General features: G+C 65.5%; 15 protein-coding genes. 11 read left to right on the top strand and 4 right to left on the bottom strand.

Features of this window, described 5'->3' with window-relative positions; all coding sequences use genetic code 11:
• Positions 1-198: 198 nt before the first annotated feature.
• The 4 genes from ACNQPB_RS09090 to ACNQPB_RS09075 all read right to left on the bottom strand — a co-directional run bounded on the left by ACNQPB_RS09090 (position 199) and on the right by ACNQPB_RS09075 (position 5744).
• Positions 199-1608: an aldehyde dehydrogenase family protein gene (locus ACNQPB_RS09090; RefSeq protein ID WP_498751293.1), complete on the bottom strand. Its 1410-nt coding sequence runs from the start codon at positions 1606-1608 to the stop codon at positions 199-201.
• Between the two features lie 130 nt (positions 1609-1738).
• Entirely contained in the window at positions 1739-2275 is a 537-nt protein-coding gene (locus ACNQPB_RS09085; protein WP_498750983.1) for a hypothetical protein, read from the bottom strand.
• A gap of 17 nt (positions 2276-2292) precedes the next feature.
• A complete protein-coding gene (locus tag ACNQPB_RS09080) occupies positions 2293-3804 on the bottom strand; it encodes an APC family permease (protein ID WP_498750982.1) in 1512 nt (503 codons plus the stop codon).
• Positions 3801-5744 carry a primary-amine oxidase gene (locus ACNQPB_RS09075; protein ID WP_498750981.1) on the bottom strand — a complete coding sequence of 648 codons (1944 nt, stop codon included), beginning with the start codon at positions 5742-5744 and terminating at the stop codon, positions 3801-3803. Before ACNQPB_RS09075 ends, ACNQPB_RS09080 begins: the two co-directional genes overlap by 4 nt.
• 103 nt (positions 5745-5847) lie before the next feature.
• Between ACNQPB_RS09075 and ACNQPB_RS09070 the strand changes: the two genes are divergently transcribed.
• From ACNQPB_RS09070 to ACNQPB_RS09020, 11 genes are all read left to right on the top strand, one after another.
• Complete coding sequence (locus ACNQPB_RS09070; RefSeq protein ID WP_498750979.1) at positions 5848-6486, top strand: TetR/AcrR family transcriptional regulator; 639 nt, start codon at positions 5848-5850, stop codon at positions 6484-6486.
• 225 nt (positions 6487-6711) lie between these two features.
• Positions 6712-7110 (top strand): hypothetical protein, encoded by a 399-nt coding sequence (locus ACNQPB_RS09065; RefSeq protein WP_498750977.1) that lies wholly within the window; start codon positions 6712-6714, stop codon positions 7108-7110.
• Between the two features lie 177 nt (positions 7111-7287).
• On the top strand, positions 7288-7512 hold the full coding sequence (locus tag ACNQPB_RS09060) for a Flp family type IVb pilin (protein ID WP_498750976.1): 225 nt from the start codon (positions 7288-7290) through the stop codon (positions 7510-7512).
• Between the two features lie 78 nt (positions 7513-7590).
• Complete coding sequence (locus ACNQPB_RS09055; protein WP_498750974.1) at positions 7591-7815, top strand: Flp family type IVb pilin; 225 nt, start codon at positions 7591-7593, stop codon at positions 7813-7815.
• Positions 7816-7934: 119 nt separating this feature from the next.
• Complete coding sequence (locus tag ACNQPB_RS09050) at positions 7935-8309, top strand: TadE/TadG family type IV pilus assembly protein (RefSeq protein ID WP_498750972.1); 375 nt, start codon at positions 7935-7937, stop codon at positions 8307-8309.
• Positions 8297-9328, top strand: a complete 1032-nt coding sequence (locus tag ACNQPB_RS09045) for a pilus assembly protein TadG-related protein (protein ID WP_498750970.1) — start codon at positions 8297-8299, stop codon at positions 9326-9328. The genes ACNQPB_RS09050 and ACNQPB_RS09045 overlap by 13 nt, the downstream gene beginning before the upstream one ends.
• A 33-nt stretch (positions 9329-9361) precedes the next feature.
• Positions 9362-10138 (top strand): Flp pilus assembly protein CpaB, encoded by a 777-nt coding sequence (gene cpaB / locus ACNQPB_RS09040; protein ID WP_498750968.1) that lies wholly within the window; start codon positions 9362-9364, stop codon positions 10136-10138.
• The gene (locus tag ACNQPB_RS09035; RefSeq protein ID WP_498750967.1) at positions 10135-11328 is read left to right on the top strand and encodes a CpaE/TadZ family protein; all 1194 of its coding nucleotides are present in this window, start codon (positions 10135-10137) and stop codon (positions 11326-11328) included. The genes cpaB and ACNQPB_RS09035 overlap by 4 nt, the downstream gene beginning before the upstream one ends.
• Before the next feature lie 225 nt (positions 11329-11553).
• The gene (locus ACNQPB_RS09030) at positions 11554-12894 is read left to right on the top strand and encodes a TadA family conjugal transfer-associated ATPase (protein WP_498751291.1); all 1341 of its coding nucleotides are present in this window, start codon (positions 11554-11556) and stop codon (positions 12892-12894) included.
• A gap of 7 nt (positions 12895-12901) precedes the next feature.
• The gene (locus ACNQPB_RS09025; protein WP_498750965.1) at positions 12902-13831 is read left to right on the top strand and encodes a type II secretion system F family protein; all 930 of its coding nucleotides are present in this window, start codon (positions 12902-12904) and stop codon (positions 13829-13831) included.
• A gap of 9 nt (positions 13832-13840) precedes the next feature.
• Positions 13841-14725, top strand: a complete 885-nt coding sequence (locus ACNQPB_RS09020; RefSeq protein ID WP_498750964.1) for a type II secretion system F family protein — start codon at positions 13841-13843, stop codon at positions 14723-14725.
• The last annotated feature ends 106 nt before the right edge of the window (positions 14726-14831 follow it).

Raw genomic sequence — 14831 nt, 5'->3', positions numbered from 1 at the left:
CCCCAGGGGCGGGTCCGTCGAATGCACGTCAGCGCAACCCTAACCCAGCGCAGTCCGGGCGGGAAGCCGGGACGGTTGAACGGGACGGCTTCCTCGAAGTGGCGGTCTGATCTTCCAACACGGAAAAGGGCACCACGCAAAAGGGCACCACCGGAACTGCTCCGGTGGTGCCCTTTGGTGACTTCAGCCGTTGTGACCTCAGCCGTTGATGATCTGGGGGACGCCGAGGGCTTTGAGGCCTTCGGTGCCGAATTCGAGGCCGTAGCCGGATTGCTTGGCGCCGCCGAAGGGGATGCGGGGGTCCACGGCGCCGTGTTTGTTGATCCAGACGGTGCCGGCCTGGATGCGGGCTGCGACTTCGCGGGCGGCGGTCAGGTCGGTGGACCAGACGGAGGCGCCGAGTCCGACGTCGAGGGCGTTGGCCATCTCGACCGCCTCATCGACGGTCGAGTACCTGATGATGGGCAGGGCGGGGCCGAACTGCTCCTCGGCGACGAGCGGGTTGCTGTTGTCGATGTCTGCGATGAGGGTGGTGGGGTAGAAGTAGCCGGGCTGTTCGGGGTCGGGATTTCCGCCGGTGAGGATGCGGGCGCCGGATTCCCTGGCAGCCTCGACGAGGGTGGCGACGATGTCGTATTGGGCTTTGTTCTGCAGGGGGCCCAGGACGTTGTTTTCGTCCAGGCCCACGCCCATGGGCATGGCCGCCGCGACGGCGGTGAGTTCGGTGCAGACGGCGTCGTAGATGCTGTCGTGCACGTACAGGCGTTTCAGGGCGGCGCAGGTCTGGCCGGTGTTGATGAAGGCGCCCCAGAACAGGTCCTGGGCGATCGCGGCGGGGTCCGCGTCGGGCAGGACGATGCCGGCGTCGTTGCCGCCCAGTTCCAGGGTGAGGCGTTTGATGGTGTTGGCGGAGGATTTGATGATTTCGCGGCCGGCGGCGGTGGAGCCGGTGAACATGACCTTGCCGATGGCGGGGTGCCCGGCGAGGCGGGCGCCGACTTCGCGGTCGCCGGAGATGACGGTGAGGACGCCGTCGGGGAGTTCTTCGTTGAGGACCTTGACCAGGGCCAGGACGGAGAGCGGGGTCATTTTGGAGGGTTTGACGACGGCGGTGTTGCCCATGCGCAGGGCGGGGGCGATCTGCCAGACGGTGATCATCATGGGCCAGTTCCAGGGGCCGATGGCGCCCACGACGCCGATGGGCCGGTAGTGCAGTTCGGCGCGGGTTTCGCCGTCGTCGACGACGACCTCGGGGTCAAGGACGGTGGCAGCGGCGGTGCGCAGCCAGGCGGCGCAGGCGCCGACTTCGAAGCGGGCGTTGGGGCCGTTGAGGGGTTTGCCCTGCTCGCGGGAGAGCAGTTGGGCGAGTTCTTCGGCGGAGCGTTCGACGGCGTCGGCGGCCTTCAGGAGCGCGGCGGAACGGGCGTCGTGGCCCAGCGCCGCCCAGGCCGGCTGGGCCGCGGCGGCGGCCGCGATTGCCTGCTCGAGGTCCTGGACCGTGTGGACGGGGGCTTCGCCGACCACGGTGCCGGTGGCGGGGTCCAGGATGGTCCGGGTTTCGCCGGTGACCGGGGTGATCGAGGCCAGGAGGGCGTCGTAGCTTTCCAAGGTTTCACTCCACTCTGAGTAGTTGGTGCCGGTCGGCCGCATGGCCGTCAGGCGTTGTGTTGAGTCTGCCTGCCCCTTGGTGGGGCAGCTTGTGTATCCGGGAACGATGGTTGATGTTCTGCGAACGGGTTCAGAGGGTCATCAGCATCATGGCTCCCAATGCCCCCGCCGAGGAGAAAGCCTCGACAGGGTGGAACAACCGGCGGGACCGGAGCTTGCGCAGGGCCAGCACCACCGAATAGCCGGCAATCGCGGCGGCGAGCGCCACGGCCAGGAACGGCGTGAAACCGGCCGTTCCCGGATGCGCATGGCCATGCGGTACGCCTCCCGGCGCCACCTGCAGGCCGGTGACGAGGAGCGCGAACATCCCCAGGACCGAGAACGCCCGGTGCAGTTCCATGCCGTTGCGGTGCTCCCTGCGCCGGAGGAGAAGCGGCAGCGGCGCTGCGAGCAGCAGGAACAGGCCCCACGCCACACCCGGGACCAGGCCGGTTCCGAGCGAGGTGTCGGCCATGGCGGCGAGCATCAGGGCCATGGGTCCCCACTGGCCGATGTTCCGCAGCACGCCGCCGCGCAGTCCGTCGCGCCCGGTGAGTCCGTCGCACAGCGGACACAGGATGCCGACGCCGCAACAGGCGAGCATGACCGCCGAAAGGATGGTGTGCATGTCCGGATCCGGTCCCGTCAGTCTTCTTCGTCGCCGAGGTGCACGGCGGCGGCGCCCTCTTCGCCATGGCCGATCCGCCGGTACACCGCGGGACGGCTCCGCTTAAGACGGAACGCCCAGGCAACCCCGGCCAGCCCGGGAACAACGATCATGGCCGGCAGGATGAAGGTCAGCGGATTGTTGCCTTCCTGGCCGAGCAGGACGTTGAAGTTGAGCACGATCATGACGAAGACCGCGGCCAGGAGCACGAAACCCAGTCCCGGGGCGATCAGACGGGTCCAGGTTCCGGTGTCCCGCTTGTCCCGGCGGAAGAATCCGATCACCGCCAGCGAGACCACGGTCATCAGGAGCACGAGTCCCATGGCGCCGTCGTTGGTCAGCCAGGTGAACATGGTCAGGACCGGGTAGAGGTCCCCCAGCGGGGAACCGGTGCCGGCGATCGCGAACGCGGCGGTGACGACGACGGCGATGGCCGTCTGGGCGAGCGATCCCGCGTAGGGTGCGCCGCTGTGCCGCCGCACCGCACCGAGCCTGCGGGGCAGGACCTCTTCGCGGCCGAGGGAGAAGAAGTACCTGGCGGCGGCATTGTGGAAGCTGACGAGAGCCGCGAAGAGGCTCGTGACAAAGAGCAGCCGGGCCAGGTCGGCGATCAGGACCCCGGCGTGGGTGCCGAGGAATCCGAACATCAGGTCCGGTCCTTGCTTTGCCGAGGCATCGACCACCGCGGACGGTCCCGTACTCACGGCCATTGCCCACGCCGACACCGCGTAGAACAGGGCGATGATGGTGATTGCGGTGTAGGTGGCCCGGGCCACCGTGTGCTTGGGGTCCTTGCTTTCCTCGCCATAGATGGCCGCCGATTCGAAGCCCATGAACGCCGCAACGCCGAAGGACAGCACCGCCCCCACGCCCGGCACGAAGAGGCTTTCGGGGCTGAGCGGGGCTGCGGTGACCCCCTCGGGGGCCGCCGCAAACGAGGCAATGTCGTAGACGATCACCACGAGGAATTCCAGGCCCACCAGCACCCCGAGGACCTTCGCGGACAGGTCCACCCGGTTCACGCCCAGCACCGCGACGACGGCGATGCAGAGCAGCACCGGAACCCACCAGGGGACCGCAATGCCGAAGCGTTCGTTGACAAGGCCGGACACGCTGAATCCGAAGAGCCCGTAGATGCCCACCTGCATGAGGTTGTAGGCCATCAGCGCCACCATGGAGGCTCCGACGCCGACCGGCCGGGATATGCCCTGCGCCACGTAGGAGTAGAACGCCCCGGCGTTGACCAGGTGCCTGCTCATGGCCGCATAACCGACGGCGAATACCGCCAGGGTTCCGCCGAGGAGCAGGAAGGACAGCGGTACGCCAGTGACCCCGGTGACGGCAAACGTCGTCGTCACGCCGCCGGCGAGCACCGTCAGCGGCGCCGACGCAGCGATGATCATGAACGTCACCGCAGGAACGCCGAGCCGGCGGTGGTGATGGACCGTCTGCTCCGCCTTGCCGGCAACTTTTCCGGCGTTCACGCTCATTGTCCCGCCGCCATGTGGCAGTGCCCGCCGGCGGGCTTCGACGCGGGGACGTCCAGCACCGGGCTGCGGTCGAAGAAGCCTTCGGGCCGCAGCTTGAAGCCCACCGTGTCCACCGGCATGATCGGCCAGTCTTCAGGGCGCGGGAAGTGGGTCAGGCCGAAGGTGTGCCACACCACGATGTCCTGCCCGTCGATGTCCCTGTCCTGGGCGATGTAGGCGGGCAGGCCGGCGCCACCGGAGTGCTGGTTGACGAAGTCGCCGGTGGGGTAGAGCTCGCCGTCCGCGTAGCGGGTGACCCACAGGTCCTTCGTGGCGAAGGCGGCGCGCCGGGCGATCGAGGAGCCGGGGTCGGCCAGCAGGGTGGGCTGGTTTTCGGAATGCAGCTTGTAGCCCACGGCCTCGCCCAGGCGGTTGCGGGATTCCGGGTTGGAGACGACCCAGGTGCGGCCGCTGCGGGCGTCGGCCTCGCGGACACCGTCGGACTCCCGGCTGAGCACGGTGCGCTTGCGGGAGAATGCGTTGCCGCGCGGGTTGCCTTCGCCCATGGCCTGCCGGACCACGTCTTCTTCCTCCACGCGGTTGCTGAAGCCGTCGACGGCGAAGTCCAGCCGGGCGCTGAAAAGGTGCTGGTGGTAGGGGGCGCCGAGGCCCGGTGCCAGCTGGGAGATGTTGTCCGAGCCGCCTTCGGGGAAGGCGCTGGTGAAGACGACGCCGGTTGCCTTGGCTTCGAATTCGATGGTGCCGTCCAGGTAGAGGTACCAGTAGAAGCCGTAGTCGTAGTTGCCGATGGTGGTGAAGAAGCTGACCACGAGGCGGCGGTTGCGGCGGGTGTAGTTGACCCCGCTCCACAGGTCGCTGTGCTTGGACAGGATGCTCCAGTCCTCTTCGTGGATGCAGACGGCGTTGCGGATTTCGCGCGGGTTGCCGAAGGAGTCGCTGACCACCGGGCTGAGATAGGTGATTTCGCCGAGGCAGTCGCAGCCCAGTTCCAGTGAGTTCGCGTACTGGCCCACCAGGTATTCGCCGGTATCGAAGTAGTTCTGCCAGGAGCGCACCGGGGAGGGGTCGCCGTAGGGGACCACCATTTCGGCGATGGAGGCCCGCTTGAGGATGCTGCGGCGCCGGCCGCCGTCGTCGAACGCCACGTTATGCAGCACCACGCCTTCGCGGACGTCGAATCCGACGTCGAGGCTCCACTTTTCCCATTCGAGGTGGTTGCCCTGGATGCTGAAGCTGGGACCTTCCGGCTGGGTGATGTGGAGGGGCTTCTGGGTGGTGCGGAGCGGGCCGGTCAGTTCCGGGTCGGTGTAGTTGCCGTGTTCTGCCGGGACCGGCATTGCCCCGAAGTCCAGGACCTGAGTGACCTCCTTGGCAACCACGTCGACGTAGGCCACCAGGCCGTCCACGGGGCGCGCCCAGGCATTGTCCTCCGGGAATTCCTGGACGAAGGCCAGGCCGCGCAGGATGCGGCGACCCCTCTCCTCGGGGTATTCGAAGACACCGGCGGACAGGGGAGCCACCCGCACCTTGGCGACGTCGAGGTTCCGGTCCGCGAGCGCCCTGAGCCAGCGTTCGTCCTGGGAGAGCACCGCTTCGACGAGTTCGAACTCTTCCTCGATAACAGGCAGTTCGCCCGCGACGGCGGTGTCCAGCTCGTTGTTGCGGGTCACCTCTCCGCTTCCCAGGCTGACCACGACGTCGCGGGCGGTCCCGGTGGCGACATTGTGCAGGAAGATCCGGAAGCGGCGGCCGGCTGTTTCTTCCGGGGCGCCTTCTTCCGAACCCCGCGGCGGGTCCAGCAGGCCGAAGTAGGCGACCCGGGCCGAGGCGTCGAACAGCCCGGCGCCGCTGAGGACGGCCTTGACGGCGGTGATCTCGTCGGCGGTGACGGGTGCGTAGGCGGTGTTTTCAGCAGTTTCGGGAATGGCGGAGGTGTTCATGGAAATGCCCCTTGGGAGTGGCGGTTTATTTTCTATGTGTGTAGACAATAACAGTGTGTAAGCTGAGTCACAACGGTTGTAGAAAAAAAGTTTGGGGGACCGGGTGCCGAAGATCGTCGATCACGACAAGCGACGCGTGGAGTTGGTTGAAGCCACCTGGCGGATCATCGCGCGGCGGGGGATCGAGGGCGCCACCATGCGCGAGATCGCCACGGAGGCAGGTTTCGCCAACGGTGCGCTCAAACCCTATTTCCCCACCAAGGACGACCTCCTGTCCTTCGCCTTCGCGCATGTGTTCAACCAGACGAACGCCCGGATCGGAAGTGTTTCGGGCGGGCTGAAGGGCCTGGCTGCCCTGCGCAGCTTCTGCCACGAAATCCTGCCGCTCGACGCCGAACGGCTCAGCGAAGCCCGGATCGCCATCGCGTACTGGCAGCGGGCACTGACGGACCCGGAGAAGGCGGCGCTCCACGACAGCTCGATGGAGCAATGGCGCGGCGAACTGTTCGACAGGCTGCGCGAAGCCCGGGACGCCGGCGAACTCAAGGAGGGGCTGGATGACGACGACGTCGTCGGCGGGATCATGACCTTCGTGCTGGGCGCGCAGATCACGGCGACCTTGTCGCCGTCGCACCATTCCCCGGAGCAGTTGCGTTCCCAGCTGGAGTCCTATGTTTCGCTGATGCGCGCGCCGGCCATGGAGTGCCAAGCGGGTGGCAGGACCTCAGGGCGGACCAAGTAGTACTCCGCCCGCCTCCGCGTGGAATTGAGTACACGCTGCTGAAATTACTTGAATCACCTGGTGGAAAGTGGAGTACCTGCCACTCGTGACAGGCCCTGAGGCCGGCGGATTCAATGGAACGTAGCTGGTCTCAACCGCAGTTCATGACTCTGGGGGTCATACGATGTCTGCTTTCTGCAATGCCGATGTTCGTTCTCCGCGCCGCTCGTTGACGGAGGCAGTCCGATGAGCGCGGGAATGGAATCCGCCGTCATGTTCGCGGGATCCCTGCCAGGCCTTGTCCTGATGTCCCTCGGCCAGATCCTGGTGGTTGCCTGCCTGTGTGCCGACATGCTCCGCGCCCTCTCCGTGCCCCGCTCACACCGCCGTTATGTGGCCAGCACCGTGTTCCGGACCCTGGCAGTGCCATCAATCCTCGTCATGGGGATCAGCGTGCTGGTCGCCGTGATCATCCTGTCCTGGACCGACCTGGTCATGGGCGTCTTTGTGATGGTGACGATCATTTTCCGCTTTCACCAGGACAAGGATGAGGACAACTGGTGGAAGGGCAAGGGCAGGAAGCTGGCCGGCTGGGCGCGCAAGCAGCTGGCGCCCCGGGGTGGTTTTGCACCTGCGATGGGCTGAGCGCCGAGGGCTCCCAGGCCGGGGATTTCCCCGGGTTTAACGCAGGAAATACGCAGTTTGGCGAGCATTCCCACAGGATGCTGCAAGGACTCCGCCACGGGGTGTTGGGCGTTGCTAAGTTGATTGCGAGCTGGTGCTGGGCCAGCCCGAATCCCCCAACTCGCTCAGGAGTCCACAATGCTTTCTCTGTTCTCAAACACCGCGCTCCGCGTCCGTCGTGACGAATCCGGAGCCACCGCCGTCGAATACGGCATCATGGTTTCGCTCATCGCCGTCGTCATCATCGTGGCAGTCACGCTGCTGGGCGGGACCCTGAAGAACACCTTCAATCAGGTCCAGTGCTCCGTGAGCGGCAAGACCTGGACGGCCGGCGCCAACGGCGCTGCGGGCACCTGCGCCTAGCCTCATGTCCAGGACCGGATCCGACATAGCCCGCATCCTGTCAGCGTCGTCAGCAAATTTCCCCAACAAGGAGTCAGAATGCTCTCCACTTTGCTAGCGTCCGCCTCGCGTGTCCGTCGCGACGAATCCGGGGCCACCGCCGTCGAATACGGCATCATGGTCTCGCTCATCGCCGTCGTCATCATCGTCGCCGTAACCCTGCTGGGTGGGACGGTGAGGGAAACCTTCTCCCAGGTCCAGTGCTCGGTAAGCGGCAAGACCTGGACGGCTGGTGCCAATGGTGCCGCCGGCACCTGCGCCTAGGGGTTGCACTGAACTGTGCCGCAGTCCGGGGCACAGCGAGCAATCCGGGAGTGGCGGCGGCGCTCAGCGGCCGCCACTCCGCATGATTCGAACAATCCATTCTCTCGAAGGGCAACGGTATGCCGAGGGCCTCAGAACGCGGCGCCGTGGCGGTTGAATTCGCATTGCTCGCGCCCGTCCTGGTTCTGCTGCTGCTTGGAATCATGGAATTCGGCAGGGCATACAACACGCAAGTGTCCCTTTCCAATGCAGCACGTGAGGGAGTCCGTGTCATGGCGATCTCGAACGACCAGACTGCCGCGCGGACGGCGGCGAAGAACGCCGCCGTCGCGCTGAACCCGCGGCTCGCCGACTCGAACTTCACGTTCAGCCAGGCGAGCTGCACGTCGGGTGCCCAAATGTCCGTGACCATCAAGTACACACTCAGCACCCTCACCGGAATTGCCGGTCCTTTCCCGATGCAAGGCGTAGGAGTCATGGTATGCGCCGGCTGAAGCCCCGTGCTCAAGACGGCGAGCGGGGCGCCGTGGCGGTCATTGTCGCGCTCTCACTTGTCGTGCTTCTTGGTTTTGCCGCCCTCGCGGTGGATGTAGGAATGCTGTACTCCGAACGGGCCCAGGCACAGAACGGAGCCGACGCCGCCGCCATCGCCCTGGCGCAGAAATGCGCCGCGAACACGGCCGACCCGAGCTGCTCCGCGACGGCCCCCCTCGCCGCCGACCTGGTCAACAAGAACGCGATTGACAGCCTGGGCAGCGTCAAGTCGGTCAGCGTGGATCTCGCCAACCGGAAAGTGACAGTGACAGGCGGGGCCCGGCAGGCCGGCGGCGCCCCGAACGGGGTTTCGCTCTTCTTCGCAAAGGTCCTCGGATTCGGCACGGGGGATGTCGCGACCACCTCGAAGGTTGAATGGGGCAGCGCCTACGCAGGCAGGACGGCGTTTCCGCTGGCGTACTCCATCTGCCAAGTGCAGGGATACATCGGGGGAGCCCTCCAACTCCTCCAGGACCACGGCAGCGGCGCCAACCCCGGCTGCATGTACGGTCCTTCCGGGGCGGCCGTGGAGGGCGGGTTCGGCTGGCTCGTCCAGGATCCCGGCGTCTGCGGCGGAACGATCAACCTGGCCGTCAGCGAAGGCGGCAGCGCGCCGGGCAACAGCGTGCCAGGCAACTGCGGGCCCACACTCCAAAAGTGGGCCGACACCATTACGGCCGGGCGCGACGTCATCGTCCTGCTCCCCATTTTCGATGCCGTGACCGGCACCGGAAGCGGGGCCGTGTACCACCTGAAGTCTTTCGCGGCGTTCAAAGTGACCGGCTGGAAATTCACCGGGAACAGCAGCTTGCCGGACACGTTCCACAACGCGAGCCCCGACGTCCCCAGTGCCCTTTCCTGCACCGGAAACTGCCGCGGAATCATTGGCAGCTTTGTCAAGTACGTCTCGCTGGCCGACGGCTACTCGCTGGGGCCCGTAGACGCGTACGGGGCCACCATCGTGCGCCTCACCAACTAGTTCCATCCCATTCTTCGAGCACAGGAGTAGCAAGTGAAGTCCCGCTTGTTGGCCGGATCGGCAGCGGCGTTGTTGGCCGTCATCGGAGTGATTCTCGTATTCTCATACGCGCAGGCCGCGGATCAGCGTGCGGTCCAGAACCTCACACCGGTTGACGTCCTCGTCGTCAAGGCCGCGGTTCCCGCCGGAACGCCCGTGGAAGCGATGGCGGCCTCGGTAGCGACGCAACAACTTCCCGAATCGGCGGTTCCGAAGTCGGCACTGCACACGCTCGGTGACGTGGCCGGCAAAGTGGCCGCCGTGGACCTGATTCCCGGTGAGACACTGGTTGCCGAACGCCTGGTCGCCCCGGACGAGCTCAAAACCCCGGGCAATGTCAAGGTGCCGGCGGGCCTGCAGGAAGTCTCGTTCCAATTGGAACCCCAGCGGGTCGTGGGCGGACGCCTGACCCCCGGTGACCACGTCGGCGTGTTTATCTCCATCGGCGGCGGCGGCGGCGGGGCGGAGGCAAAGGCGGGCTCAACCAAGCTCACCATCCACAAGGTTCTCGTGACCGCCGTCCAGCGCGCCCCCCAGGCGGCGGCCACGGCCCAGCCTGCGCCGAGCGCCACGCCGGGAACAACGGCCGCAGATCCGCAGGACACCACCCTTCCCAATGGCTCGCTCCTTCTGACCGTGGCCGTCAACGACGTGGACGCCGCCCGGATCGTGTACGCCTCGGAGTTCGCCAAGATCTGGCTGAGCAAGGAACCGGTGGGCGCGAAGGTCAGCGGAGCCCGGATCATCCAAGGCAGCGAGGTGTACAAGTGAGCCGCTTCGTCCTGATCACCCCGAACACCGAATTCGACCAGCGGCTGCGCCAGGCGGTTGCCGGCGGGCTGCCCGGGAGCGTCCAGACGTTCTTCACCTACGTGCTGCCGTCCGACCCGTCCGAGTTGCTTGGTGCACTCAACCAGGAACAGTTCGAAGTGCTGATCCTGGGACCGGAGGTGCCCGTGGAGGAAGCCCTGCGCCTGGCCACGGTCCTCGATGTACGGCTGCCCGAGCTGAGCGTGATCCTCGTCAGCGAGCCCGACCCCGGGTTCGTCCTGCAGGCGATGCGTTCCGGCATCCGGGACATCATGAGCCCGGCCGCGGATGTGGCGCAGATCCGGATCATGCTGGAGCGCGCGTGCCAGTCATTCGCCAGCCGGCAGCGCACGCTGGAACCGAAGCAATCCAGTGCTCCCAAAGGCATGGTGATCGGGGTCTTTTCCCCCAAGGGCGGCGTGGGCAAGACCACGATCGCAACGAACATCGCCGTCGGGTTGGGCAAGATCGCGCCGATGAGCGTGGTGATCGTGGATCTGGACCTCCAGTTCGGCGATGTCGCTTCCGGCCTGTACCTCAATCCGGAACATACCGTGACCGACGCCGTTACGCCCTCGGCAAGCCAGGACTCCTTGGTCCTCAAGGCTTTCCTCAGCGTCCATCCGGCGGGCATCTACGCCTTGTGCGCCCCCAAGGACCCGGTCGAGGCGGACGATATCTCGCCGGAACAGGTCAGCCGCCTGCTCGAACAGCTGGCCGAACAGTTCCAGTACGTGGTGGTGGACACCGCGCCGGGCCTGCCTGAAGTCGGCCTCGCGGCGCTCGAACAATGCACGGACGCCGTGTGGGTGACAGGCATGGACGTTCCAAGCGTCCGCGGCCTTCGTTCCGGCCTGGACATCCTCCGCAAGCTGGACTTGTTGCCGGAAACGCGCCACGTGGTGCTGAACATGGCCGATTCGAAATCGGGGTTGTCGGTCCAGGACGTGGAAGCCACCGTGGGCGCCCCCGTCGATATCAGCCTTCCCCGGTCCAAGGCCGTTGCGCTCTCGACCAACCGCGGCATCCCCGTGCTGCAGGAAGCCGTGAAGGACCCGGCGGTCAAGGGCTTCAAGCAACTTGTTGATCGATTCAATCCGGCGTGGCGGGCCACCGCACAACGCCAACTGCACAGAAGGGTCGTGGTCTAGGTGAAGCTGTCGCAGCGCCTCCGCGCCGCCGAAGACAAGACCGGGGGGACCTCCGGTCCCGCGGGCGGGCCGGCCGGATACACCTTGGCACAAGACGGCCTGGGGCAGGCCGGTCCGGCAGCGCCGGCGGCTGCGGTCGTCGAGCCGACGTTTGCCGATTCGGTCCGGCAGTCCGCGCGGCATGCCGTCGCGAAACCGGCTGTTACCGGAAAACCCCACGCTTCCCTGAAGCTGGCTGACCACGCGGAGACGCCCAAGTCGAAGGCCCAGCAGCCAGTGGATGCCTTCGCCGCACTCAAGGCGCGGGCGGCAACTGCTTTGTTCGAGCGCCTGGGTGCCAGGTTCAACGACTCGGCATTGGGTGAACACGAATTGCGGGCGACGGCACGTGAGGAACTCATCCGGATCGTCGACGCCGAGCAGGTCCCGTTGTCCGCCGACGAGCGCAGCCGCCTCGTCGCGGACGTAGCGGACGATGTGCTCGGGTACGGACCCCTTCAGCGCCTCCTTGATGACCCGGAGGTTACGGAAATCATGGTCAACAAGATGGACCAGATCTACGTCGAACGGAAAGGCAAACTGACCCTCACGGACTCCGTCTTCGGTTCCGAAGAACACCTGAGGAGGGTCATCGAGCGCATCGTGTCCAAGGTCGGCCGCCGGATCGACGAATCATCCCCGCTCGTCGACGCGCGGCTTGAAGACGGATCCCGCGTTAATGCCGTGATCCCACCGCTCGCCGTCGGCGGTTCGTCCCTGACCATCCGGAAGTTCAGCAAGGTGCCGCTGACCGTGCGGAACCTGATCGACTTCGGAACGCTCACCCCGGAAATGGCCGAACTCCTCAATGCCTGCGTCAAGGCGAAACTGAACATCATCGTTTCCGGCGGCACCGGCACCGGGAAGACCACCCTTCTGAACGTCCTGTCGTCGTTCATCCCGGACGACAACCGCATCGTCACGATCGAGGACGCCGTGGAACTGCAGATCCAGCAACGGCACGTGGTCAGGCTTGAGAGCAGGCCGGCGAACACGGAGGGCAAGGGCGAAATCACCATCAGGGAATTGCTCAGGAACTCCCTGCGCATGCGCCCGGACAGGATCGTCGTCGGCGAGGTCCGCGGCGGAGAGTCGCTCGACATGCTGCAGGCCATGAACACCGGTCACGACGGTTCGCTCTCAACAGTGCACTCGAATTCGCCCAGGGACGCTGTAGCACGCCTTGAAACGCTGGTGCTCATGGCAGGCATGGACCTGCCGCTGCGGGCGATCCGTGAGCAAATCGCCTCCGCGGTGAATCTCATCGTCCAGATCTCCCGCCTGCGCGACGGTACACGGCGGATCACCCACGTGACGGAGGTCCAAGGCATGGAAGGCGAGGTGGTCACGCTGCAGGACGCGTTTGTCTTCGACTACTCGGCTGGCGTGGATGCCCACGGGACATTCCTCGGCCGGCCGGTGTCCACCGGCATCCGTCCGCGGTTCATCGACCGCTTCAATGACCTGGGCATCCGCGTATCGCCTGAGGTCTTCGCCGCACCCCTGGCGTCGGCAGCGAGGGTGTGAGCACGCCATGATCCTCCTCACCGGAACAGCCTTCATGCTCGCAGCCATCCTGCTTTTCGGGGTGGCGGTGATCCTGCCCAAGAGCCCCGGGGTTCCCTTGGACCGGCGGCGCCCCTACCAGGTTGCCGACTCCCAGCTGACACGCTTTGCAGGCTCTGCCTCCGGGATGATCCACGCGTACCTGACCCGCCGCGACATCCGGCTGTTCAACCGCGAAGAACTTGAGAACGCGGGGCTGCGGACAAGCCAGGCGGAGTTCTTCATCTTCGTCGCCGCGGGCGCGTTCGTGGGCGCCCTGATCGGCCTTGTCGTCGGCGGGCCGTTGCTCGGCGTGCTGTTCTTCATTCCGGCGCCTTTCGTGGCACAGCTTTTCATCAGGTTCCGCACCGGAAAGAGGCGCGCTAAGTTCGACGAGCAACTCGGTGACACCCTCCAGCTGCTGTCCGGCGGCCTGCGGGCAGGGCACAGCATCCTTCGCGCGATCGACGCCGCGGCCACCGAATCGGTCAGCCCGACCGCCGAAGAAATGCGCCGCATCATCACCGAAACAAGCCTGGGGCGCGAGCTCCAGTCCGCCCTGAACGATACGGCCGAGCGAATGCACAGCGAGGACTTCGTGTGGATAGCCCAGGCCATCCAGATCAACCGCGAGGTAGGTGGAAACCTTGCGGAGGTCCTGGACCAGGTCAACGAAACCATCCGCGAGCGGAGCGAGATCAAAGGGCACATCAAGTCCCTGGCAGCGGAGGGAAAGTTCTCCGGCTACATCCTGATGGCTCTTCCCTTCGGCATCGCCACAATGCTCATGGTGGTGAACCCCGGCTACATGAACGTGATGTTCACCAACCCGCTTGGTTGGGGCATGATCGCGGCCTCGGCAATTCTCATGACCATCGGCGGCCTGTGGATGCGCAAGATCATCGACTTGAAGTTTTGAGGTGAAAGAGTGAATCTCCTGCTCCTTTTGTCGCTCCTGCTGGTGCCGTTGCCGATCGCGTACCTCGCATGGTCGGTCCTCTCGGTGGACCGCAAAACCCAGCGCGCGGTCCGGGTGCTCCTGGCCCGGGGGGGAGACGCCGTTGAAGCCGGGCCGCAATTGCGCAGCGGTGCCCTGGAAAGCATCGGCTACCGGCTCACGCCCGGAAGCTACGTCCAGAAGCTGGACCGCCTGCTCTCGCTGGCGGGCCGGCCCTCGTCCCTCCCTTTGGGCCGTGTCCTGACAGCCAAGCCCGCGCTCGGCTTGTGCGGCGCACTGTTGGGCTTCCTGATCGGCGCCAACAGCGAAAGCGGCATTCTGAAACTGGTCGGGATATTTGTCGTGCTGCTGGGCTACTTCATTCCGGACCTGATGTTGTACAGCAAGGGACAGGAGAGGCAGAAGACCATGCAATTGGAACTGGCAAACACCATGGACCAGATGCTCATTTCGGTGGAGGCCGGCCTCGGTTTCGAAGGCGCCATGGCGCGCGCCGGTGAAAACGGGAAAGGCCCCTTGGCCGAAGAACTGGTCCGGACGCTCCAGGACATGCAGGTGGGCCGGAGCCGCCGCGAGTCCTACCTGGCCTTGGCCGAACGGTCCAACGTTCCCGAGCTCCGGAGCTTCGTACAGGCCGTCATCCAGGCGGACACTTATGGCATCGCCATCAGCCGGGTGCTTCGCGTCCAAGCCAAGGTCATGAGGGTGAAGCGCCGCCAGCGAGCCGAGGAGAAAGCAATGAAGCTTCCTGTGATGATCCTCTTTCCTCTGCTCTTTTTCATTTTTCCCGTGCTGTTCATCGCCATCCTGGGACCGGCCGTCATCAACACCATCGCCACCTTCAGCGGCGGATGAAACTGATATTCCATTACTGGAATTGGGCGCCCGGTAAAAGGCGACAATCCCGGAAGTCTTAAGATTTCCTCAGGAAAACCACAAGAACCGCTTTTCCGGAATTCAG

The organism is Curtobacterium sp. LFS079 (assembly GCF_047977865.1).
GTDB lineage: Bacteria > Actinomycetota > Actinomycetes > Actinomycetales > Micrococcaceae > Arthrobacter.
Note: the sequence above shows the minus strand (reverse complement) of the source record. Positions and strands in the feature narration are given on the sequence as shown.